Raw genomic sequence first — 24,496 nt, forward strand, 5'->3', positions numbered from 1 at the left:
CTTCAAAATTCTCTTACCAACTACTTAGTAATTCTCATAGTTGGGAAGAAGATAATATCGCGGATACTTGGACGATCTGTCAGGATCATCACGATACGTTCGATTCCAAGACCCACACCACCTGTTGGTGGCATGCCCGAGTCGATCGCCAACAAGAAATCTTCATCCATAGGATGCGCTTCTTCGTCAGAACCACGGCTGGCTTCTTGTTCTTTCAAACGCGCTGTTTGATCTTCTGGATCGTTCAACTCTGAATAAGAGTTACCGATTTCCATGCACGCAGCAAACGGCTCGAAACGCTCAACCAAACGATCATCACCGCGGTGAATTTTCGTCAGTGGAGAAATTTCTTTTGGATGATCCATCACGAACGTTGGTTGGAACAAGTGCTGTTCTGCTGTTAGCTCAAACAGCTCCATCACCATTTCGCCACGTTTGCCTGGTTTATCCAAATCGCCGCCGAATTTATTAACAGCTTCGAACAATTCTTGATCTGTCGCCTTGTCTGGATCGATCTTCGCGTATTCACGAACACCGTCATGAACAGTCAAACGTCTCCAAGGAGGCGTGAAATCAATCTCTTTACCTTGATAAGTCACTTTCATGCTGCCAGTGATTTTCAAAGCCAGAGTTGAAACCAACTCTTCGAATTGTTTCATTTGATAGTTGTAGTCTGTGTAGGCTTCGTAGAACTCTAGCAACGAGAACTCAGGATTGTGAGTACGATCGATACCTTCGTTACGGAAGTTTTTGCTGATCTCGTAAACTTTTTCAAAACCGCCCACCAAAAGACGTTTCAAATAAAGTTCAGGCGAAATACGCATGTACAACTTCATATCCAAAGCTTTGTGATGAGTCGTGAACGGAGTCGCCGCAGCACCACCGTAGATTGGTTGAAGTGTTGGCGTTTCAACTTCCATGAAACCGCGTTCATCCAAGAATCTGCGGATTTCAGAAATGATTTTTGAACGAGTTTGGAACACTTTGCGTGAATCCGCATCTGTCATCAAATCCAAGTGTCTGTGACGATACTTGATTTCGATATCCTGAACACCGTGGAATTTTTCTGGAAGAGGTTCAATTGATTTCGTCAAAATTTGGAAGTGTTTCAAGTAAATTGAAAACTCACCTTTTTGCGATTTGAAAACGTAACCTTCAACGCCCACGATGTCGCCAAGGTCTACCAATTCAAAGGCAGCCTTTTCCATCTCTGGAAGTTCTTCCGTCTTCACGTACACTTGCACAGTACCTGTTTGGTCTTGCACGTTGAAGAAGCATGCCTTACCCATCGCACGCAAAGTCATCAAACGACCTGCGATACGGTAAACAGATTCAGGCTTCTTTTCACCTGCTTGCAAACCAGCAGCATGAGTTTCTACGATAGAGGCAATCGCCGTCTTATTTTCGAAAGCATACGGATAAGGGTTGATGCCTTTCTCGCGAAGGGCATGAAGTTTTTTACGTTTCTCCGCTCTTAACGGATTTTCTTGAATCGACATTGCTAGTTCCTACTAGAGTTTTTTACCGGCGAAAGCTTCCATTACGTTGTGCAAAAGTTCCATGCCTTCTTTTTTTGGACGTTGGAATGCATTACGACCCATGATTGAACCGAAGCCGCCACCAAGAGCGATTTCGTTCACTTCTTTCAAGATCTCTTCAGTGCCTTTTGCTTCACCACCAGAGAAGATCACAACACGTTTACCGTTGAAGCAAGATTGCACAACGTGACGGATACGATCAGTCAACGTGTTAATTTTGATACCTTGTTCAGCGTAAACTTTTGCAGCCGCTGCTTGTTCAACGTGAGCTGTTGGCGGTTTTACTTTGATGAAGTGCGCGCCCAATTGAGCCGCGATATGAGCTGCGTAAGCGATAACGTCAATCGCAGTTTCACCGTCTTTAGAAAGTTGTTCGCCACGAGCGTAGGACCAGATGATCACAACAAGGCCCGCGTTTTTCGCCAAGCGTGAAGCTTCTGCGATTTCTTCGTACATTTGCTTACGTTCGCCAGAACCTGGATAGATTGTGAAACCGATACCTACGCAACCAAGTCTCAAAGCATCGTCGATGTATGACGTCAATGCAGAGATAGGGCGTTTGTCACCGTATAGAGTGTCAGAGTTATTGATTTTCAAAATCAAAGGAATCTCACCCGCGTAATCACGAGCGATCGCTTCAAGAGCACCTAGTGGAGCCGCATAGGCAGAGCAACCTGATTCAATCGCAAGCTCAACGTGGTAAGCTGGATCGTAACCATCTGGATTTTTCGCGAAAGAGCGTGCTGGGCCGTGCTCGAAACCTTGATCCACTGGAAGAATCACAAGTTTACCTGTGCCCGCCAATTTACCTTGGTTGAACATGCGAGCCATATTCGTCAATACGCCTGGGTTGTCAGCGCCGTACCAGCTTAAAATCTCTCTAACTCTTGGTGTCATTAAAACCGCTCCTGTGTAGTATTTCCTCATGTTTAAAGCCAAACCAACGTATTGAACTTTTTCAGGATAATCAAGCATGGCGCATCGATTAACACGCTTGGCAGAAACCCCTGTGTGGTATACTGTGGCCTGGCTCTACAGAGAGGTCTTTTATGAACAAGGTTAGCTACGAAATCACTCCCAATCCGTCTACGATGAAGTTCCTTTTGCACACAAAAGTTGCAGAAGAAGGCTTTGATTGTCCAACGGCGCAGGAGGCAGAGCGTTCTCCCCTTGCTTCAAAAATCTTTGGCTTCCCGTGGACGAGTGCGGTTTACGTCGGCACTGATTTCATTACAGTGACGAAGCAAGACTGGGTGGACTGGGAACTTTTGGCTCAGCCCTTGAGTGGTTTGATCCAAGAACACATGGATCGCAAAGAACCCGTGGTTGTGCAATTCGTAACAAACCACGAAGAGTACAATGAAAATGACTCAACACTTGTTCGCAATATCAAATCTGTTTTGAACCGCGAAATTCGTCCGGTTGTTGCGCTTGATGGTGGCGACATTGTCTTCAACAGACTTGAAGGCAACACTCTTTACATTCACATGAAAGGTGCATGCTCGGGCTGTCCAAGTTCAAGCATCACTTTGAAAGAAGGCATCGAGACGCGCATGAAAGAGCTGTTCCCGGAAATTCATGAAGTTCTTGCAGTCTAAGTCCTTTCACGAGACGAAACTTTTATTAAAACTTGCAGGTCCCATTATCGTAGGTCAGCTGGGTCAGAATATGATTCAACTGGCTGATACGGTGATTGTTGGCTCGCTTGGGCCTGTCGCTCTAGGTGCTTCTGCATTTGCGAGCAGCTTGTTCATTGTTTTTTTGATCTTTGGTTTAGGAATTTTAGCTCCTACAACAGCTTTGTTCGCAAAGATGCAGGGCCAAGAAAATTTCCCTTTAGGTGGAACTCTCCTGCGCCATTCACTATTTGTCGCCTGTGCGATTAGTGCCGTGTTGGTCGCGGGAGTTTATCTTTTAATTCCGCACTTAGAAATTTTTGGCCAGCGTGCTGAGATTCTCACTCAAGGTATTCCGTTTTTAAAATTGCTTACGTGGTCCATCGTTCCGTCGATGATTTATCAATCTTATAAGCAGTTCACCGACGGTATCGGCAAAACCAAAGTGGGCATGTATATTATGATCGCCGGTGTGATCATCAACGTGCTTTTGAATTATGGTTTGATTCACGGTTATCATGGTCTTCCCAAAATGGGTCTGGTGGGATCGGCATGGGCGTCGTTGATCGCTCGCTGTATCATGGCGTTCTGCATGGTCGCGTATGTTCACCTGAATCCAAAATTCGCGCATTACTTTAGCGAGCCGTGGATTCACCGTTTCGATAAACAGATGATCAAGAACATGTTGCGCTTGGGAATTCCAACAGGCTTCACTTATTTCTTTGAAGTCGGTGCTTTTTCGTCTGCGGCTGTCATGATGGGTTGGTTCGGAGCGATTCCGTTAGCCGCACATCAAATTACTATCAGCTTGGCATCGACAAGTTTCATGATCACTTTAGGTGTCGGTATTGCTTCAAGCATCCGTGTCGGCTTCGAAATGGGTCGTGGTGATTATGCGCAGGCTCGTCACGCGGGCTTCACGGCAATCAAAGTGGGCGCGATCTACATGGGCCTTTGCGCTCTTGGATTCTTCTTCCTTCGTCACTGGTTCCCGACATTTTACGTGAACGATCCCGATGTTATTGAGTGGGCTGCGAAATTTTTCGTCGTGGTTGCGATCTTCGAAATTTTTGACGGCGTGCAAGCGGTGGCAATCGGTTCACTTCGTGGCATGAGTGACACGCAAATTCCTAGCATCATCGCCTTTTTTGCATATTGGGTGATGGGCTTGCCTGGCGGTTATGCACTGGCGTTTCACTTAGGAGTTGGCCCCGTGGGTATCTGGATGGGACTGTTGATCGGACTTATTTTCGCATCCATCCTTCTTACGTTACGCTTTCATATTTTAAGTAAGAAATATCTCACAAATGTAGGCACGAATTAGACCTTAGTTCCGTTCTGAGACTTTAGGTTCACCGATTTTTTACCGATATTTTCCATAATGTCGTTAAGGTACGTAGGACCACTTTGTCTCATTATGAGCTGCTTGTTTGTCGCTGCATGTACGGATGCAAATCCCAATGTAGCGGCGCTTCGTGCATTGGACGACTTCGACTTCCGAAAAAACTTTATCGTCGCTTCTGATTTATTATCCGTTCCACTTCAAGCCAAATGTTCTGCTTACGTCGATCGCGTTGATGTCAGTTTCGACGGTGGTGTGACGTGGACTAACACTGCAACTTACGACACGTCGTCGTTGTTGAAATGTGGTAGTGCCGATTACTCCGTGACTCTTTCGAATTCAAAAGCGCCATGGAGCTCTATGACTTTCACAACAGGACAAACTGTTGTGGTACAATTCCGTGCGCACACGCGTGCGAATTCTTACATCTATCGCGATATTTCTGTGAAATACACGCCTTCGGCAACAATTCGCCAAGAAGTTCTTGCGGGTTCTGGCTCGGCATCAGGTTCTGGTTATAAACTAACAGGCCGCTTGCGCGCGCAAAAACAAACTGTCGCAACGGGTTCGGGCGTGATCTTACGCGGGAGGATTTTAGAATGATGAAGTCATTCTTTTTCCTCCTTCTGACTTTACCTTCATTGGCTATGGCAGCTTCGCCAAGCCCTGGTGGTCTATTCACCTATGAAGGTGTCTTGACTGATACCAGTGGCACTCCGATCACGACTTCAAAAGTCGTTACGTTCCAAATTCTTTATTCTTCGTGCGTAGCCTTTGAAGAAACGCAAAACGTGACACCAGGATCGAATGGTGAATTCAGTGTGATTATCGGTAGCGGTACACGCCAAGATAGCACCGGCAACACGGCCGAGCTGATCTTCGCTTCTTCTGGCACGATCAACTGTTCAAATTCATCTGCAGTCACCGTTTCAACGGCGGCCAATCGCAGTCTGCACATCAAAGTAGACAGCTCTGATTTAAGTCCCGACGTGACGATTACGAATGTGCCAACGGCCGTTCGTGCAATGGTCGCTGATAAGTTAGGCTCGAAGTCTGCAAGTGATCTTGTCGCAAAAGCAGATGTTCCGACGTGTGCGGCTGGCGAGTATTTAACTTATTCTGGTTCTGGTTTTGTTTGTACGCCGTTTGTTTCAAATGCTGGAACTGTAACGAGTGTGACTTCTTCTTCGCCAGTCATCACAGTTGCCAACAACACGACGACTCCGACTTTGACTGTGGCAACAGCCACGGGATCTACTTCAGGATTTTTGACAGCGACGGATTGGAATACTTTTAATTCTAAAATGGGTACAGCTCTTGATGCTGGTAAAATTTATGTCGGTAATGCTGCTAATACCGCAACCGCGGTTCCCGTGAGTGGCGATGCAACCCTTTCAAGTTCGGGTGCCTTGACACTCGCATCTGCGGGCACAGCGGGCTCTTATTATAAAGTAACAACAGATGCGAAAGGTCGTGTGATCTCTGGCTCGACAGCGTTAATTGCTTCTGACATTCCCTCATTGGATTGGTCAAAAATCACTTCGGGGAAACCGACAACATTAAGTGGTTATGGCATCACAGATAGCGTGATTAATAATGGCGGCACACCGTCGATTCAATCAGGTCTTGATTCTGCAAAACCGGCTTCGCCTTCTACGGGCGCGATTTACTTCGCTACAGATACGAAAGTTATTTATCAGTATAATTCGAGCGCTTGGGTTGTTATCTCCTCTTCAGGAGGTGGTGGCACGATTTCTGGCGTCACTGCAGGAACTGGTTTAACTGGTGGCGGGTCAACGGGTTCCGTGACATTGAGTCTTGCAAACACTGCGGTGACGGCGGGATCTTATACTCGTGCTAATATTACGGTGGATGCTCAAGGTCGTATTACGGCAGCAACAAATGGTTCACTTGTTAATTTAATTTCCGATGTTTCTGGCACTCTGCCTGTAGCAAATGGCGGTACGGGCGCTTCGACATCAACAGCTGCGTTTAATAATTTATCTCCGTTAACAACGAAAGGCGATTTATTAGCGCGTGATTCAACAGGCGCGGTGCGCTTCCCTGCTGGCGTTGATGGTCAGGTTTTAACTTCAAGCTCTGTATCCTCTTCAGGTCTTGCATGGACAACTCTTTCGTTAGCTCCGACGGGAACTGCAAGTGGTGATTTGAGTGGTACGTACCCGTCACCAACAGTCGCAAAAATAAGTGGCGTGCCTGTTAACTATGGAACGTTATCAGCCAGTCAGTTTCTAAAATACAATGGTACAAATTGGACGAACGTTTCTTTGTCGACGGCAGATCTGGCTGACGCGGCTTCTATTATTAAATCCAGTCAAATGCCTGGCAACTGTTCGTCCTCTCAGACGTTGACGTTCTCATCACCAACAGGAACGTGGGTGTGCTCAACGATCACGGTCTCACCTTCGGCGTTTGCTTCTCAACCGGCGAACACTGTTTTGATCGCGCCAAATGGCGCGGCTGGCACTCCGTCATTCCGTACGTTGGTAGCAACAGATTTACCTGTGGGTGGTTATGACGCCACTTACTTTAAATTAGGTGGTCAATCCTTTGGTGCTTCGGCGTTACTTGGTACAATTGATGCGTACCCAGTTAGTATTCTTACAGGAAATAAAAAAGCCATCACCACAACGCCGACCTCTGGTTTTGTCGGCATTGGTCCTGATGCAGTGGCTGGTCCGACATATCCATTAGATGTGACTGGAACTCAAACCACTTCGAATATTATTTCTGCGACTCACTATTCAGATACAACCCTTGGCGCAACTCTGGGTGGTAAAAAAGCTCGTGGCACACCTACGACGCCAACCTCCCCTGTTACGGGTGACACTCTGACGGGTCTTTATGCTTATGGCTATCGCTCTGGCAGTGCGTTCACTTATCCATCTGCTGCAATTGAAATGAATGCAACAGAAAACTATGGCTCCTCTACAGGTGGCGCCGACATGTCATTTAAAACAATGATTAATGGAAGCGGTGGAACTTTAAGCGGGGCCTTCACTCGAATGTACATTGCGAATGATGGTAAAGTGGGTGTCGGCACAACAACTCCGGCTGCACGACTTCATGTTGTTGAAACGGGCACTCTTCCCTATCCATTCGCTGTTTCATCAGCACAAACTGTGACAGGAATTCGTTTAGAAAATACCAACTCCACAACCTATAATTGGACTATGGCTGCGGTGAACGATGGTGGCTACATCATCAAAGATATTAATGCGGGCGTTGAACGTTTCCGCATTCAGCCTTCTGGCAACGTGGGTATTGGTACAAGCTCCCCAACTGCACTTTTCACAGTGAATGGAACAGCACTTGGAACGGCTTGGACAACATCTTCGGATGTGCGTTTAAAAGAAAATATCGTGGAAATCGAAAATCCACTCGAAAAAATTCTACAACTTCGCGGAGTTGAATTCGATTGGCGCAAAGACGTTAATCAACCAACCACTCACGAACGTACTCATGATATTGGTGTGATCGCACAAGAAGTTGAAAAGCAATTCCCAGAAGCCGTCGAAACACCAAAGGATGGCGGCTTCAAAACTGTTGCTTATTCGAAGCTCGTCTCGCCACTCATCGGTGCAGTGAAAGAGCTTTATGCGCGCTTAACTGGTGTCAGTGAAGTTCAATCAACTCAAGCTCGTGCAATTGCGTCTCTTGAAGAAAAAACGCAACAGCTTGAAGAAGCCAATGCCGCTAAAGACAAAGAGATCCAAGCGTTGAAGTCTTATCTGTGTGCGAAGGACCCTTCGGCACCAATCTGTAAGTAAGCTCACGAGTTCTCTAATGAACTCGGTCAAAGCTCGGTGAAGAAAATAATTAAGTAGCAAATCATTCTCATAGCGTGACAGTTTTCCGCCTCAAACCATGACGATAAATTCCAATTTCTTTTTGTAATCTTCCATCTTTGCTAAACTATTGGCATTGACGTTGAGGTACGTATGATGAAAATGCACATGGTCGTTCTTGGCAGTATTCTGCTGGCAGCGAGTATGTCTTCTGGTAAGCAAGCTGAAGACATTCGCTATAAAAAGGGTCTCATGAAGAGCATCCGCTGCGTCTTCTCTGGCCACAAAACCCAAACAGGTCCCACTATCGGCTCGGTGAATTTTGAAGATGCCGACAATACAGTGTGTGACCCTCTTTCAGGAAATGCAGCCGCCTCTCCAGAAAATGGTTTGCTTGCAAAACTTTATGTTAAGAGTTCCTCCATGACCAATGTGGCTGGGGTTATGGACTATTACAATAAAGGTGATGTGATCGATAAAAAGATTTACTTCGCCGACGTGAATGTACCTACTCGCCTATTCACAGAAGGTTTCTCAACGCAAGCGGGCTCGACACTTGTTGATGCTAACGGCAATAAACTTATTGAAAATTTCGCATTGGAATATACATCGGTTCTGCAATTAGCAGACGGCGATGAAGCTGGTCACTATGAAATTGCTTCGCTTGCCGATGACGGTGCCCGCGTCTTCATCAAAGAGGGCGATAAATGGAATGAAATTATCAACAATGATGGCAATCACGCGACTCGTATGGGCTGCCCTTATCGCACAGTTTATTTAGACAAAAATTCAAAAATCCCTGTGAAGGTCTTGTACTATCAAGGTCCACGTTATCACTTAGCCAATGTGTTGATTTGGAAACGCCACAACGCCGCTCACTCGTGGAAAAATCCATCGAATCACTCGTTGTGCGGTTTCACAGGTAACGATTACTTCTATATTTCTAAGAATGGCAAAAAAGGCTTAGCAATGTCTTACCTAGAGTTCACTGGTTGGAATACAATTCCTGCTAAGAACTATAAAATGCCAGATCAAGCTTCGAATCCTTGCTCAGTGGATCCATTGGCATTGACAGACTTTGCAATCGGTTCTTTGAGTGGTGGTTCAGCAACATTCAGTTGGAAAACGAATTATGCTTCGAACAGTCAGTTGCGCATTATCAATCAATTTACTTTCGAAGAAATCTATACCGATGTTGATGCGAATATGGTGACGAACCATTCAGCCTCACTATCGGGCCTGACTCCTGGAGTGATGTACTATGTGCAGGGTATATCCGTGGATGCTCAAGGTCGCGTCGTACGCTCGGGTCTTATTACTTTAGCTCCTTGATTTTGATTAAGGATCTTAAAACGCCAGAGGGGCCCACAAGGCCCCTCTTCTATTTTTAATTCATGTCTCTCATGGCACCAGCAGGTCGTACTGTGGGGCCACCCTTACCACCCAACGGCGGCGTAGGTGTCGGTGTCGTTGAATGCCAAGTGACGTCGCGCTGTTCTTTAATGAACAATGTCCCGATAATAAATGTCATCAGTGCGACCGCGATCGGATACGCAAGCCCCGCGAAGTGATTGCCGGTGCTTGCAACCAACGCTGTTCCAATGAATGGCACTAAGCCCCCGAACACGCCGTTACCGATATGGTACGGCAATGACATCGAAGTGTAACGAATATTCACTGGGAACAATTCAACCAAGAAGGCCGCGATCGGTCCGTAAACCATCGTTACGAACATCACCTGAATCCACACTAAGAATGTTAACATCCCCACATTAGGATTCAGCGGAGCCGCCATTGGATCGGCAGAATTCCAGCCCGAATAAAATTCCAAGCCCTGATAGATCGGATAGTATGCAAGTGCTGCGATTAAACATCCAGCCATCATAATTTTCTTACGTCCGATGCGATCTGAAAGAGCCCCGAAGAAAACAAAGAATGGTGTCGCACACAGCAATGCCACTGCGATGATTTTATTTGCCAGCACGAAATCAATTTTTAAAACCGTCTGCAAATAATAGAGAGCATAGAACTGCCCCGTATACCACACAACCCCTTGCCCTGCGGTTGCACCTAACAAAGCTAAAATCACCAGACGACGATTTGCTGGTTGTGCGAAGCTGTCGTGCAAAGGACGTTTTGATCCTTTGCCTTCTTCTTTCATTTTAATAAACAGCGGCGACTCGTGCATTTTCCTACGAATCAAATATGAAGCAACGACCAGCACGATCGACAGCAAGAACGGAATCCGCCAGCCCCAATCTTTGAATCCTGCTTCACCCATTGATAGACGTGTTGCTAAGATCACACCCAGTGACACGAACAAACCCAGAGTCGCCGTCGTTTGAATGAAGCTTGTATAGTAACCGCGTTTTCCGTCGGGACTGTGTTCCGCCACATAAGTCGCAGCACCACCGTATTCCCCACCCAAGGCAAGACCTTGCAAAAGACGAAGTACCAATAAAAGAATCGGCGCTAAGATACCGATCTTTTCGTAACCCGGTAGCAAACCGATGGCTGTCGTCGCAAGCCCCATAATTAATAAGGTCACCATGAATGCATATTTACGACCGACAAGATCGCCAACCCTGCCGAATACCAAAGCCCCAAACGGACGAACAATGAAGCCTGTCGCAAATGTTGCGAGTGTACTTAATAGAGCTGCGGTTTCATGTCCTTTAGGAAAAAACTGTGCAGAAATAATTGTCGCTAAACTTCCGAAGATATAAAAGTCATACCATTCAATCAAAGTCCCGGCACTGGATGCCATGATGACTTTCCAGATATTACTTGGTTTTTCTACTGCCTTCATCGTTGTAGTAGCCATTAATGATTTCCCTCCTGCAAATGGAACATTCAGCCACATTGTTGTTGAGTCCAGACTCTACCCTCAACGAATTCCGTTAAAATTTCTTATGTTTAATTTTGCATTGTTAGAAGACAGGGCAAATAAAAAAGGCCAAAGGGAGCACCTTTGGCCTTCATAATTTATTTTCAAAAACTATTTCTATAGGAACACACCTTCACAGCTTAATGAAACTCCCGCATGTGGAATATCCACCGGAATTGTAGGAGTCACCGGTTGTTGCGGGCGAATACGATTTGCAATTTCTTGCAGGCCGAGCTTCAAAAGATCCGCGCGCGAAAGCTTTTCTTCGATTACCAAGCGTTTGTAAACCAGTGCAGGATTTTGTATCGCAAATGATTTCAGCATTCCTGAAATTGAAAGCGTACTTCCACTGTCTTGCAAAAGTTTATTCACGATCACGATACCGCGATTTAAACTGATAAAGTCATAAGGCAAACGCAAGCCCTGTAACATCGCCCACTTCGTCCAGCCATCGATAGAAGCTTCTTCGACTGAAAGAGTTTGTTTCATGCGTGCAGCAACTAATGATTTCAACTGAGTTTGTGTGACAGTGTTATTGCCTTTATCACTGATGCTCCAGAAACCGCGTGCTGTCAGCTCAGGGTTCTTCAGTTCAACACCGACACCCAAAACCATCACCTGACGTTGCAATTCAGGTGAAATCACACCGCCCATTCCGTAATCCAGAATAGCGACGTTAATCTTTTCATCTGTCAGACGAACCATGAAGTTACCTTGGTGCAGATCCGAGTGATAGAATCCGCCGCCGAATAACACTTCCTGGCCCCACATCTTAGCTAACGCTTCTACAACACCTTTTTTTAATTCAGGAACCAACTCAGCCCAAGCATTCGCTTCTTTATCAAGCTTTTTACCAATGACCATTTCTTGAATCATGAATTTTGATTCTTTATTTTTTGGATCATAGATGTGCGGCACATGGAACTCGATATAGTTTTTATACTCGGGAGTATTCATCAATACTGTTTTATTGTAACGAGTCGCCGCAAGCTTTTGGCGCGCGATTGTGTCTTCTTGACTGAGCTCTGCCGTTACTGTTGCAGTCAGATCATTCACGATAGGAGAAAGCTTCGGGGCTCCCGTTTTTGCGAATTCTTCGTTGTTATCTAGAATAGCAGCCACTTCTTTAAGAATACGGGCATCTTCTTCAACGCGCTTTTCGATATCTGGTTTAATGAAGCGCACAACCACATCTGCACGTTTGCCGTCGATAAGGATTTTTGCGCGGTGAACTTGGGCCATCGTACCTACGCCCAATGGTTTGCGTTCAAAATATAGGAACTGATAATTAGCTTTTTCAGCTTGCAGAATTTCTTCCACTTGACGGTATGGAACGGGACGAACCGCATCTTCAAGACTTTTGAAAACCTTGATCATTTCAGGGCTTAAATCTCCCTGACGAGCCACGATTTGCAAAAGTTTTTGCAATTGTGGACCGCTGTTTTGCACCATGATTTCAAACTTCTGCATGTCTGAAGAATTCAAGTTTTCACCTAAAAACGAAGACACGATCAGTTTCTTTGAAGCTGGCGACAGGCGCGAAAAATATTCTGAAAACATGGTCTGCAAAACAATTCTTAAGGACACATCAGATGACTTCGCCATTTCCGAAGTTGCGATCTTTTCACCGATGCGATTGAATTCCTGCATCTTATCTTTAAATAGCGCTTCGTTTTCTTGCAACAACCACTGTTTCGCAAGCTCTTTACCCTGTGGATCTTGCAACAAGGCCAGCGCATTAGACACGATATCAGCAGATTGTAAGTGTTTAGCGGCCTCTTTATCAGACTCGCCCATTAATTTTAACTGCTCCGTTTGCCATTCAATGTATTTATTGATTTGCGCTTGGATACGAGGGCTTTTAGCATGGTATTCGACGATACCACGTGGACCGTCTTTTTCGATCAACTGTAAATCCAAAGCAACGCTTTGAGTATTCGGCCATTCACCACGGAAATGTTTTAGGAATTCTTCGAAATTAGTGACTTCAACAGTTTGTACGGGAATTTGGGCTACTGTCGTAAAGTATTTTTCGGCGCGATCCAGGTAATCGCGTTGGATGTCTTTGGCTTCACCGTGTGCGGCTAACGCGTAGGTCATCGCTACCCGTTGCTCATAAGACAAATACAGATCCTGCTTCTTGGAACTTGCCCAAGAAACACAGGCCAGCAGGAACGCTAAGCATAGGCCGATTACAGCTGTAAACCGTCTCAACATGATACACCCTTGTGAATAAAACAATTCACTAAGAAAAGATGCACAGCTCAGACCATGGGCATAAATACTTTAGGGCCTTACCACTCCCTAAGAGGTGTGTATGGGCTAGACAGGCAGCAAACTCTGTCGCTGCCTTTTGACTGTCGTGAGGCTTACTCTAAAACTTCGAGAGTATCGCCAATTTTGATTTGTCCTTCGTTCTCAGGAATCCACAAGACACCGAAGTTTACGCCCTTGTCATCGCGACGATACGACGCCAAAGTTTTCAACGGTTCAGCACCCGTTTTTTCTCCGGTTTTTTGGTCGATAGTGATGATCGCACAACGCGCGCATTTCTTCGGTAACGAGAAAACCACTTCGCCGATTTTGATTTTCTTCCAAGATTCTTCTTCGAACGCCTGACCACCTTGGAACACAATATTAGGACGGAAACGATCAACACCGACTGGAGTTCGCAGGCGGCCATTTAGATCTTCCAAACTTTTTGTATTTACTAAAAGTAAAGGACGACCGTCAGAAAAACGCACTTCAGGTTTCCAATCCGCTTGATGAGAAAGCACGCGGCGTTGTGAATAAGGCGCATAACGAACCAAACGACAATTTGTCCCTAGGTACTGCGACAACCCCTGCGAGTACAGATCTGGTTCCAAAGCGGCTTCAAACGTATCATTCCATACCGACACTTTGACCTTGCGCTGGAACGAGTTGTTCTTAGAAATTTTAAAGAACATCTTTTGAAAACCCACAGTCAATGCAGCCTGATCATTGAAGACTTCCACAGTTGCAAGCTTAGGAACGGTTCTTTGCGAAACGAACTTTCCATTTTCATCAATCAGCATCCACTGGCGATCGCCCTCTGGACCTTCATGGGTGATTTTCATGTCTTTAACTGCTTGGCCACGCGCCGACTTAATCGGATAGATAAAAAGTTCTTCAATTCTCATAGCGCAAGTTTTCTGCGAGTGGCGTTTACAGGCAAGAGCTTTCTATTTCAGTGAGCTTGCGCGTCCAAGTTTTTAATCCGCTGTCCACCGATCCAAGGTCTGCCCGGCGTTAATGTCGTTTACGCTAAACACAGACCTCTTTAGAATAAAATAAACAAAGGAAACATTAGTGACAACACATCGCACTTCCCTCGAGTTCACAGAGAGAATGGCCGGCCACTTCGTGCCAAAACAATTCAACCTTTCTGCAGAAAATCCCCTTAAGAAAAACGATTTCGTACAGATTGAATCAGGTTCAAATCGAGAAGATTTTGAATTCACTTTGACGATCAAAACCAACGACATCGATCAGTTCATTACCGATCCTCTTTTACAAGCAGAAGCCTTCGGCGTGATTAGTGGACTTTCAGACCAAGAACCTTTGAAAATCGAACAAGGTATTTTCAATCTGTTTGTGCGCCCTGATGCGAGCCCTGATTTAGATACAGCAAAAGAAATGCACTACACCCTATTCTTGAAAGATGCCCAAGGAAAACCGTGGACTTTCTTTGGCTTCAAAGAGGTCGTCAAAGAAGACACCTTTGAGATGTGGGCGCAAACGACAACGCTGTATTATTATATCTGGGAAGGCCATTCGACGTTTGATAATCCCATCGCTAAAAAAGTGCGCGGCGTAGGAATTTTGCGAATTTCAGTCAGCGACTTCATCAAGCAATTAACGACATTTAAAACGAATGCTGCTTCGATCGTCGATGAACAAGAAGCTATCGTAAAATTCTTAAACGTCTTTGCTGGTAATTTGTGGCAGGCCTATGCGCCGTTTGTTTTTACAACCACAAGTTCGCGTTGGAACGAGCATCTATTCCCAATGAATACCACTCAAGGTGTGGCTATGGGGGAAAAGACGTTACATCCCATCGATACCCACGACGGGCTTACGATTTCTTTGCAACGCTTTAAAGTGAAAGAAACGAAAAACGTCGTGCTGCTTTTGCACGGTCTGACAACTTCAACGGACATGTACATCATGCCCGAGCATCAAAACTTTGTGAACTATCTGCATTCGAATGGTTTTACGGATGTATGGTCATTGGATTGGCGTGGAAGTGGCAGATTCACTTACAACTTGATGCCACACCGTTATAACTTAGACGACATCGCAAAGAACGATATTCCGAAAGCTTTGGAGTTCATTCGTCAAAGCTGCGGTAAAGACGTCAAAGTTCACGTGGTCTGCCACTGCGTGGGTTCAATCAGCTTCATGGCGTCGCTTGCTGCGGGTTATGTCGACAATATTGCAAGTATCATTTCAAACAGCGTATCGCTAAGTCCAAAAGTTCGCTGGCAGGCATTTTTAAAGATGATCTTTGGACCCGAACTTCTTGAATACATCTTTGGTTATGCGTACATCAGTCCGCGCATGGCCTACTTCCCGGGGCCGGGGTTTGGTAAATGGTTATACTGGATGGAGCGAGGCATTCGTCACGAATGTAAAGAGCCTGCCTGTCACCTCGTTAGTTTCATGTGGGGTTGGGGTTATCCTGCCGCTTACAACCATCGCAACATGCATCCGACGACTCACCGTCGTTTAGTGGATCTATTTGGTGGCACAAGTTTTCACTATTATCGCCATATTCGAAAAATGCTTTTTGCGAAAGCATCGGTGTCGTTCGATAAAAAAATTAATTACCTTGAAGAGTGTAAAAAGAAAACTCTGCCGCCGACGTTGTTTATCAGTGGCAGCGACAATCACATCTTCCCAGGATCGAACAAACAAACTTATGAAGCTCTAAAAGACAGCAAAAACGCAGACCGCGTACAATATCTTGAATTCGCCAATTACGGCCATCAAGACACATTCATGGGTCAGTATTCACATATCGAAGTGTTCCCACAACTTTTAGCGTTCTTAAAAAAACACGAGGTGCGCGATGCAAATTGATTTCCACTTAGGAGTCACTTACGTCCTTGCCCGCATGAGTGGCTTTAGTCCCTTTGAAGCGAACACCATCGCCAGCAGTTCACAATATGTCGACGACGCTGTTGAGTCAGGAAAGATCTTATTCACAAACAGATCCGCTTATGAATTCGAAGCCAGTGCGCATCGCATGTTAGACTATCGCAATTTTGAAGAGCTTGCGAATCATCACGTGTGGATTCCTTTCCACTTTATTCCCGGCAACGAAATCCGCAGCAGCGGCGCCGATTCCTTGGTGCAAAGGCTGATCTGCCGTCCTAATAGCGTCATCGCTCAAGATATTCTTAAAAGCACAATCACAAACTTTAATCGCAACTTCGGTTATCACCTGCTTGGTGTAACAACGCACGCCTACGTCGATACCTGGGCCCATCAGGGCTTTGCCGGCATCACTGACAAAGTAAATATGGTTGATGAGATCTACGACGACGAAGGCGAACTGGATCAAGAGATGATGACCTATCGCAAGAAATACTTCCGCAGAAATCCACTGCGTCGCCTGGTTGACTGGATCAAATCTTTTTTTGTCAGCAAGTATCTGCCGGTGGGGCACGGTTCGGTCTTAAGTTATCCGGACTTGCCCTACTTGCGTTGGCGCTACAAAGACTGGGAAGGTCGCATCATTCGTCGCGACAACCCGGCCGATTACATGCAAGCCGTCCATCATGTCCTGGAATTCTTTAAAGAGGTTCGCAAAGCGCACAATTTACCGTTGGTAAAAGTTTTCGACGAAGACATTGCAAAAATCAAAGAGCTGATTGAAAGCATCGACGACGAAGAAGGCACGGATCGTTTAGAAAAATGGAAAAACGAAATTCTTTGCGGCGCTTTTAAATTTGGAACCGATGTCTGGAGATATCAAGCGGAAGGCCCAGAGTCCTGGCTGAAAGAAGCCTTCGATATCGAATTCCACGAACAATTTGAAATGGAAAACGTGGCTTACAAGGACTCTTTCTTAAAATCCAACTGGAAGATGATGCACGATGCGCTGATTTATTATCGTTTCAGCGTCCTGCATGAGGTTCTTCCTAAACACGAAATCTGTGTAGCGTAAGGTTCAACATGAAAACTGATTTTGATTATGTCGTTATTGGTTCTGGTTTCGGTGGCTCAGTCATGAGCTGTCGTTTGACTGAAAAAGGTTACAACGTTTGTTTGCTAGAGCGCGGTCGTCACTGGAAAATGCATGAATTCCCCCGCCGCCCGCAAGATATTCAAGACAATATGTTCTGGGACCCGGAAGATAAAAAATTTGGTCTGATGGAGTTCCGCGACACACCCGAAAGTGACGTCATGACTTTGACTGCCAGTGGCCTTGGCGGTGGCAGCCTGATTTACGCAAACGTTTTGTATCGAATGCCAGAAGAGTTTTTCCAATTAGGTTGGCCTAAGATCTTTAATCGCAAAACGCTTGATCCCTACTATGACAAAGTGATCGCAACGATGGAGGCGAAACCCTATCCCGTCGATACCGACAGTTATTATAAAAACACGCCGAAAACATTTGCACTGAAGAAAGCCGCTGAAGAAATGCCACAGAATCCTGAGGCAACGGCGAAACAGGAATTTGTGCTTCCTCCCCTTGCGGTCCGTTTTGAAGGCGAATTCCCAGGACATCAAACTTTGAATTCCCATGGTGCCATTCAATCGAAATGCACGAAATGCGGTGAATGCGATATCGGTTGCAACATCCACGCAAAAAATACTTTAGATCTGAATTACATTCAACGTGCGCGCTTCTTGAAAAACGCTGGCAAACTTGAAGTGAAAACTCAGGCTGAAGTAACGAAGATTGAACAGGTCGAGGGTCATTATAAAGTTACACTCGTTGTTCCAGAGTTCCCACTGCAAGAAATTGTCATCACAGCAAACAAAGTGATTGTGTCTGCGGGATCTGTGGGCTCATCGTCTTTACTTTTAAAAATGAAAGCCAAAGGTTATTTGCCAAAATTAAATAACAACCTTGGTAAAAAATGGTGTGGCAATGGCGATTTGCTGGGAATGGTTTTCGACGCAAAAAAACCGCTAGATCCAACGAATGGTCCCGTGATTACTGGTGCTATTAAGTATTCATTTAAAAATTATCCAGACGGTTTCCCGCACGGCATGTACTTAGAAGATGCGGGCTTCCCGATCGGCATGGCGTGGTACTTGTCAGGTAAAGTTCCACAATTCGATGGCATCACGGGCGTCTTTAAACTAGCGTGGCAAAATATTAAGAAATTCGTTTGTAAAACCTTTGGCATTCACATCACACCGCAAATTAATGTCGGTGATGAATTTGCGCGCGCCTTGGATAAAGCGGACTTTGCCCGCCGTGCATTTGTTCTGTTGGGCATGGGCCGCGATAGATCCGATGGCATCATTCGTTTGCGCGAAGATGGCCAAGCGGTGATTGAATGGAAAATGGATAAGAGCGAACTTCATTTCGAGCGCGTGCGCACTGAAATGAAAAAGATCGCCGAAAATGTCGGTGGTGTTTTTGTCGAAAATCCCCTGACCTATTTGAATAAAGTCATCGCGGTTCATCCACTGGGCGGCTGCCCGATGTCTGACGATCCTGCGGAAGGTTTTGTAAATTCAAAGGGTGAAGTCTATGGCTACGAAGGACTTTATGTGATCGATGGCAGTATTCTGCCAACGTCGACGGGACCAAACCCGTCGCTGACGATTGCTGCCGTCGCTGAGTATATCGCAGATCAAATCCCCGTGAAGGTCAGACTGTCTGATTATTCCGCAGCGTCGGCGCAGTAAAAGATTATTGAGTCACCAGCGATTTTTTTAGTTCTTCCATCGCTGCAACTGTTTTCTTATTCGCCTCTAGTTTTGCTTCCGGTAAAGCTAGAGCTTTGTTCAAAGTTTCAGAGGCTTGTTTTTGTTGATTCAAGCCTTTTTGAATCTCTGCCAACATCTTCATGTTGTACAATTTCAAATCAGAAGTCAGTTCAACCGCTTTTTCAGAATAAGGCAGTGCCTTTTCGAAATCTTTTTCACGGAAGTAGTAACCAGCAAGTTTCGTGTAGTAAACGTCTGATTTCGGATTTGCCTCGATCAATTGTTTTAGCCATTTCACGACGTCTTCTTTTTGACCTGCTTGTTTCATATAAGAAAACGCCGTCAACAATTGACCAGGACGAGCCACCGAAAGCTTCATCGCTGAAACTTCAGTCGCAAGTTCGTCCTTCGTGGCTTTCAAACGATCTTGGACATCGAGGAATTCATACGTGTTCGCAAGTTGCGCCAGAAGCTCAGCACGCTCAAAGCCCGTGTAATCGCCTTGCAAAGTGTTCGCGAAGAACGCTTTACGTTCTGCCGCTGTTGCCAAAAGTCTTTGGATTTCAGACAGATTTTTATCAGCAATTGCTTTTGCTTCAGCTGGGATCGTCTTTTGTTCGCCTTTAAGGGCTTTCGCTAATTGCAAGCGCCAGTCCATCACTTCAGGCGATGCCGAATACACTGCAATCCACTTTTCCAAAGTCTTTTGATAAGCATCTTTAGTTTTAGCATCTTTTTCGAATGCTTCTTGTGCAACATTCACTTCGCTGACGGCCAACATCAAGCTGTTTTCATTTAATGGAGCTAGCCATTTCGCAGCTTCATCATATTTCATCGCATTGAAAGACAACGTCGCAAGAGTTTTGCGCGCCTCTTTATCGCCAGCTTCAGCTTTCTTCGTCAGTTCTGCTGTTGAAGCCAATTTTTTAGATTGCAGATCCGTCAATTCTTTCGCCAAAACGTCAGCCGTTCTGAAATCCAACAAACGCGCTAGTTCATCGCCATTGCCGTTCATTAAGATCATCGTTGGAATTGCGTGCACGTCGTATTTATCCGCCCAGATTTTATTATCTGCGCGATCAATGTTCACACTGACTTTGATCAATTTACCAGAAGCTTTAATGAATGCTTTTTCACCGAAAGTTTCAGTTTCAAGACGGATACAAGATGGGCACCATGGAGCATTGAAATCAACGAGCACTGTTTTCTTTTGAGCTGCCGCTAACTTCAAAGCCTCTGCCAAGTTGTTTTCATAGAAGCCGTGTTTATTCTTTTTAAGTGCGGCTGGCTTTGCAACCACCGGCACTGCGGCTTGCACTTTATCAGCCGCATTCACAGCCGCGACAAGCTTGTCCGCTTTAATCACATAAGTTTCTTCATGCGACTCGCACACTGTGTTTTTGTCATCACAAACATAGAAACTTAATTTGAATGCTTGTCCTTTAGCAGAAGACGCGTCGAAGATGATTTCTTGCGCTTCTTTTTTAGTCGGCTCAACTGATTTGTCACCTATCGCTAAAGAGGCTGGTGCATCCTTATTGAAATGGAAGCCTTTATCGATATTACCGATAATTTTTGTGCCTTGAAGTTTAAGATGTGCTTTACCGTCAGAAAGACGAGCGAAAGCTGTGAATGAAAAAGCTGCGAAAATAAGACTAATAAGAATCGTTTTCATAGGCACATTAAAGTCAATGTGCCTATGAATGTCTAGTCATTCCTTTATGCGGCCTTTTTGACGATCTCGCTTTGACCAGCGATTAAAATGCCGCTGATTTGATCCTGATGAAAGATCGGCACCGCAAGGTCAACAAGGGTTTTAGCCCGCAGCTGCTCGCCCATGCTTTCGCGAACAAAGTAGCTTCGCTCTTTTGCCAAATCTTTACCTAGCAGCGCCCGCGCCGCTAAGGCTTTGAAGACCTCTAAGCCATCATTTTCGAAGTGATAAAGACTTTTGATATTGTAAAGACAAAGATCCAACGGTGAATACGAAGTCATCTTCTTCATGTTTTCGTTATAGTAAATTAGATCGCCTTCTGAGTTCCACAGGCGAATGAGTTGTTGATCCTTTAAAAGCCTCAATGCTACGGGATCAACGGAAAGCTGACGTTGTTCAAGAAACGTCAGAAGAGCTTTCTGTGACATGCAATCCCCCACCGAACTCTAGAATACAAGCTCTGCCAAAAATTTCCTATCACGGGAATGAAATCTTAAAGAAAGCATCTCAAAATAAAAAAAGGGCTTCCGTTGTAAGGAAGCCCTTTTAATTTGTGTCTCATATTGTCGCAACGAAGTTGCTCCAGCTGCCGCGACTGCCGTGGCGGCAGCACTGCCCGCGTCCGCGGACTAGTGACCCATTACGTAAGCGAAGATCAAAGGTGCAACGATAGTTGCGTCTGATTCAACGATGTACGATGGAGTTGTTGGAGCCAATTTACCCCAAGTGATTTTTTCGTTCGGGATCGCACCAGAGTACGAACCGTATGAAGTTGTAGAGTCAGAAATTTGCGCGAAGTAGCTCCACAATGGGATGTCTTCGTGACCCAAGTCTTGTTCCAACATTGGAACTACGCAGATTGGGAAGTCACCAGCGATACCACCACCGATTTGGAAGAAGCCAACTGGAGCTTTTTTAGAAGCTGACATGTACCATTCAGCCCAAGTTTTCATGTACTCGATACCGCCTTTAACAGTCGTCGATTTTTTGATGTCACCTTTGATGATGTGACCAGTGAAGATGTTACCCAAAGTAGAGTCTTCCCAACCTGGAACAACCATTGGAAGATTTTTTTCAGCAGCAGCCAACAACCAAGAATTTTTTGGATCGATTTGGTAGTACTGATTCAATTTTCCAGAAAGAAGGATTTTGTACATGAATTCGTGCGGGAAGTAAGACTCACCTTTTTGGTCAGCTTCTTGCCAGTATTCAAGAACTACGTTTTCGATACGACGGATTGCTTCCTCTTCAGGGATGCAAGTGTCAGTCACGCGGTTCAAGTGTTTTTCCAAAAGTTTTTGCTCATCAGCTGGAGTCAAATCACGGTAGTTTGGAATGCGTACGTAGTGATCGTGAGCTACCAAGTTGAAGACGTCTTCTTCAAGGTTCGCACCTGTGCAAGAAATCGCGTGAACTTTACCAGAGCGGATCATTTCAGCCAAAGAAAGACCCAATTCTGCTGTAGACATTGCACCTGCAAGTGTCACAAGCATTTGGCCTTTATTGTCGATGTGAGTTTTATAGCCTTTAGCTGCATCTTTCAAAGCGGCCGCATTGAAATGACGGTAGTGATGTTCAATAAACTGAGAAATTGGTCCCATTTGCGCTCCTGTTATTTTGAAGGTTCGCAAAGTAGCACGTTTACCTAAAAACTCAAGCAGAGAATGGCTTTTGTGCAAGGATCGCCTTAGAGAAAAAACCCTGGTCGTGTCCAGTACTTACAAAGCCTGCCTGCGCGATCAGATCTTCCATCGGAGTCAGACTGTAGTTCTTATAAAAGGGCTCGTGAAAATCCACTGGAAATTGCTCCAAAGCCCACTCTAAGTCTTTGGCATCCTGCTTCTGCACAGAATCAACAAAGCCTAGATAACCGCCAGGCTTCAAAGTCCGCAGACTTTCCTCTAACACCTGACGACGGACTTCCAAGGGTAATTCGTGAAATAGAAAACATGAATAAACGAAATCAAACTGTTTATCGCGGAATGGCAGCTGTTCTGCGGCCCCTTGAACAAAATCCATGCGCGTGAATTCCGCCAGATTTTCCTGGGCTTTCTTTAAATAGGGCTCACTCAAATCCAGCAGAGTGATTTTGGCTTTAGGAAAAGCCAGTTTCATAAACCGCGACAGGCGGCCCGTTCCCGCGCCCACTTCTAAAAAGTGCAGACCTTCCCCATCGCCGGGCAAAACTTCTTTCGCTAGCGGAATAATCAAACGCCTCATCGCATCGGCTGCTCCTGAAAACAGGATTTCGACCTGATGTTCATAAAGCTCTGCTGATTTTTTAGTCAGATAGCCGCCGGATTGATAATGGAAATTTCGCTGATAATATTCTGGAACATCGCGCATGTATTCGCGTGCTTCATGATTAAACTCATGCGCCTCACGCTCGTTACGACGTTTAGAAATAGAAAAACCGTCGACAAGGATTTTCGGATAACGAAGAGCATGTTTACTTAAAGATTCAGGTTTTAAAACTTCGACAGGATAAATGCCGCGGCTGATATTATCGCTGTCTTTGCGAAGCAGCTGATAAAGTTCCTGTGCTGATTTTTGCAGATGTTTTTTGACGAGATTAGGTTTTTTATCGTGGCGACTGCTTAACAGTCGCTCAATCAGTGGCAGACTCATCTGTTGCATCGTAAAATGAACAGAGCGAGCTAAAGAATACCCCAGTGCTAAATTACTTCGCAGCAGCGCCTTGCTTTTCATTGACCACCTTCTTTTGTTGCGCCCAATGTCTAAATGTTAACCCTAGCATGACGAATCCGGCAATAACAACCAGACCGACGATGGTGAACCACGCAGCTACTAACATGAGACTGCTCCTTCTTTTTTCGCTTCTGCATGAACTTCATTCACGATATGCGACGCCATAACCAAACCAAATGAACCCGTGATAAAACTTGCAGAACCATAGATCATGTTACGGTTGTCACAGCCATGGAAATCATTTGTTTTTGGGCACACGCACTTAAAGCCCATACCTTTATCGTATTTCAACTCTTCCGGCATCATCACCGGCTCGTCAGAAAACACACATGGAATACCAAAATGCTTTTCTGGGAAATCGTATTTTTGACGAAGAATTTTACGCAATTGATGAGCTAGAGGACACGTGTGTGTCTCTGCCAAATCTTTTTTCTGAATACGAAGAGGATCTAATTTCGCTGCCGATCCTGCTGAGGTAATGACTTTGATATTTTCTTTCACACACGTTGCAAGCAAGTGCGCTTTCGCCGTCAAGTTGTCGATCGCATCGATCAAGAAATCAGGTTTCACTTCAAGCATCTTGTCGGAATTTTCAGCGTTATAGAATTCAGAAATCACTGTGACTTTTGCTTGCGGATTGATTTTGCGTAAACGCTCGCCCATCACTTCGGCTTTCTTTTTGCCGACCATGCCTTGAACCGCATGCAACTGACGATTTGTGTTTGTGATACAAACTTCGTCGAAATCGACGATTGTGATGTGACCAACGCCCGAACGCGCCAAGGCTTCCGCTGCCCACGAACCCACTCCACCGATACCAACGACCATCACGTGTGTGCTCATCAATTTGCGCATCGCTGGATCGCCAACAAGGCGGCCCATACGGTCAAAACGACGGTGCAAAACGTATTCGGTTTCTGGCGGCTGTTGTAGCTCAGGTGCTACGGCAGTTTGTGTGTTTTCCATT

General features: G+C 45.4%; 19 protein-coding genes. 8 read left to right on the plus strand and 11 right to left on the minus strand.

What is annotated here, in order from left to right; genetic code table 11:
* Nucleotides 1-20: 20 nt before the first annotated feature.
* The gene (lysS, locus tag DOE51_RS11765) at nt 21-1,499 is read right to left on the minus strand and encodes a lysine--tRNA ligase (protein ID WP_142696765.1); all 1,479 of its coding nucleotides are present in this window, start codon (nt 1,497-1,499) and stop codon (nt 21-23) included.
* Between the two features lie 12 nt (nt 1,500-1,511).
* Complete coding sequence (locus DOE51_RS11770; RefSeq protein WP_142698271.1) at nt 1,512-2,435, minus strand: class I fructose-bisphosphate aldolase; 924 nt, start codon at nt 2,433-2,435, stop codon at nt 1,512-1,514.
* Nucleotides 2,436-2,587: 152 nt separating this feature from the next.
* On the opposite strand from DOE51_RS11770, the gene DOE51_RS11775 reads away from it, so the two are divergent.
* From DOE51_RS11775 to DOE51_RS11795, 5 genes are all read left to right on the plus strand, one after another.
* Nucleotides 2,588-3,136, plus strand: a complete 549-nt coding sequence (locus DOE51_RS11775; protein WP_142696766.1) for a NifU family protein — start codon at nt 2,588-2,590, stop codon at nt 3,134-3,136.
* Nucleotides 3,117-4,478 (plus strand): MATE family efflux transporter, encoded by a 1,362-nt coding sequence (locus DOE51_RS11780; RefSeq protein ID WP_142696767.1) that lies wholly within the window; start codon nt 3,117-3,119, stop codon nt 4,476-4,478. The genes DOE51_RS11775 and DOE51_RS11780 overlap by 20 nt, the downstream gene beginning before the upstream one ends.
* Nucleotides 4,479-4,571: 93 nt before the next feature.
* Nucleotides 4,572-5,099 (plus strand): hypothetical protein, encoded by a 528-nt coding sequence (locus DOE51_RS11785; protein WP_142696768.1) that lies wholly within the window; start codon nt 4,572-4,574, stop codon nt 5,097-5,099.
* Nucleotides 5,096-8,287, plus strand: coding sequence for a tail fiber domain-containing protein (locus DOE51_RS11790; RefSeq protein WP_142696769.1), 3,192 nt, complete (start codon nt 5,096-5,098; stop codon nt 8,285-8,287). The genes DOE51_RS11785 and DOE51_RS11790 overlap by 4 nt, the downstream gene beginning before the upstream one ends.
* 171 nt (nt 8,288-8,458) lie before the next feature.
* Nucleotides 8,459-9,637 carry a hypothetical protein gene (locus DOE51_RS11795; RefSeq protein ID WP_246845052.1) on the plus strand — a complete coding sequence of 393 codons (1,179 nt, stop codon included), beginning with the start codon at nt 8,459-8,461 and terminating at the stop codon, nt 9,635-9,637.
* Between the two features lie 55 nt (nt 9,638-9,692).
* On the opposite strand, the gene DOE51_RS11800 is transcribed toward DOE51_RS11795, so the two are convergent.
* The 3 genes from DOE51_RS11800 to DOE51_RS11810 all read right to left on the minus strand — a co-directional run bounded on the left by DOE51_RS11800 (nt 9,693) and on the right by DOE51_RS11810 (nt 14,353).
* Complete coding sequence (locus DOE51_RS11800) at nt 9,693-11,129, minus strand: MFS transporter (protein WP_142696770.1); 1,437 nt, start codon at nt 11,127-11,129, stop codon at nt 9,693-9,695.
* Between the two features lie 180 nt (nt 11,130-11,309).
* Nucleotides 11,310-13,292 carry an AarF/ABC1/UbiB kinase family protein gene (locus DOE51_RS11805; RefSeq protein ID WP_168196443.1) on the minus strand — a complete coding sequence of 661 codons (1,983 nt, stop codon included), beginning with the start codon at nt 13,290-13,292 and terminating at the stop codon, nt 11,310-11,312.
* Between the two features lie 269 nt (nt 13,293-13,561).
* Nucleotides 13,562-14,353 (minus strand): MOSC domain-containing protein, encoded by a 792-nt coding sequence (locus tag DOE51_RS11810; RefSeq protein WP_142696772.1) that lies wholly within the window; start codon nt 14,351-14,353, stop codon nt 13,562-13,564.
* A gap of 169 nt (nt 14,354-14,522) precedes the next feature.
* Here DOE51_RS11810 and DOE51_RS11815 point away from each other — a divergent pair, with 169 nt between their 5' ends.
* From DOE51_RS11815 to DOE51_RS11825, 3 genes are read left to right on the plus strand one after another with little or no spacing between them, the layout of a single operon-like run.
* Entirely contained in the window at nt 14,523-16,295 is a 1,773-nt protein-coding gene (locus DOE51_RS11815; protein WP_142696773.1) for an alpha/beta fold hydrolase, read from the plus strand.
* Entirely contained in the window at nt 16,285-17,385 is a 1,101-nt protein-coding gene (locus DOE51_RS11820) for a DUF6765 family protein (RefSeq protein ID WP_142696774.1), read from the plus strand. The genes DOE51_RS11815 and DOE51_RS11820 overlap by 11 nt, the downstream gene beginning before the upstream one ends.
* A gap of 8 nt (nt 17,386-17,393) precedes the next feature.
* Nucleotides 17,394-19,085 (plus strand): GMC oxidoreductase, encoded by a 1,692-nt coding sequence (locus tag DOE51_RS11825; RefSeq protein ID WP_142696775.1) that lies wholly within the window; start codon nt 17,394-17,396, stop codon nt 19,083-19,085.
* 4 nt (nt 19,086-19,089) lie between these two features.
* Here the strand turns inward: DOE51_RS11825 and DOE51_RS11830 are convergent, their stop codons facing one another.
* The 6 genes from DOE51_RS11830 to DOE51_RS11850 form a co-directional block, all read right to left on the minus strand.
* A complete protein-coding gene (locus DOE51_RS11830; protein ID WP_142696776.1) occupies nt 19,090-20,781 on the minus strand; it encodes a thioredoxin domain-containing protein in 1,692 nt (563 codons plus the stop codon).
* 44 nt (nt 20,782-20,825) lie between these two features.
* Nucleotides 20,826-21,248, minus strand: a complete 423-nt coding sequence (locus DOE51_RS11835; protein WP_142696777.1) for a PAS domain-containing protein — start codon at nt 21,246-21,248, stop codon at nt 20,826-20,828.
* Nucleotides 21,249-21,449: 201 nt separating this feature from the next.
* Nucleotides 21,450-22,421 carry a deoxyhypusine synthase family protein gene (locus DOE51_RS11840; protein ID WP_142696778.1) on the minus strand — a complete coding sequence of 324 codons (972 nt, stop codon included), beginning with the start codon at nt 22,419-22,421 and terminating at the stop codon, nt 21,450-21,452.
* A gap of 52 nt (nt 22,422-22,473) precedes the next feature.
* Nucleotides 22,474-23,529 (minus strand): class I SAM-dependent methyltransferase, encoded by a 1,056-nt coding sequence (locus DOE51_RS11845; protein WP_142696779.1) that lies wholly within the window; start codon nt 23,527-23,529, stop codon nt 22,474-22,476.
* Complete coding sequence (locus DOE51_RS19375) at nt 23,501-23,635, minus strand: hypothetical protein (protein WP_256373169.1); 135 nt, start codon at nt 23,633-23,635, stop codon at nt 23,501-23,503. The genes DOE51_RS11845 and DOE51_RS19375 overlap by 29 nt, the downstream gene beginning before the upstream one ends.
* Nucleotides 23,629-24,495 (minus strand): ThiF family adenylyltransferase, encoded by an 867-nt coding sequence (locus tag DOE51_RS11850; protein ID WP_142696780.1) that lies wholly within the window; start codon nt 24,493-24,495, stop codon nt 23,629-23,631. The genes DOE51_RS19375 and DOE51_RS11850 overlap by 7 nt, the downstream gene beginning before the upstream one ends.
* Nucleotide 24,496 lies beyond the last annotated feature (1 nt).

Origin of the sequence: Bdellovibrio sp. NC01 (assembly GCF_006874625.1) — a bacterium.
Classification (GTDB): domain Bacteria; phylum Bdellovibrionota; class Bdellovibrionia; order Bdellovibrionales; family Bdellovibrionaceae; genus Bdellovibrio.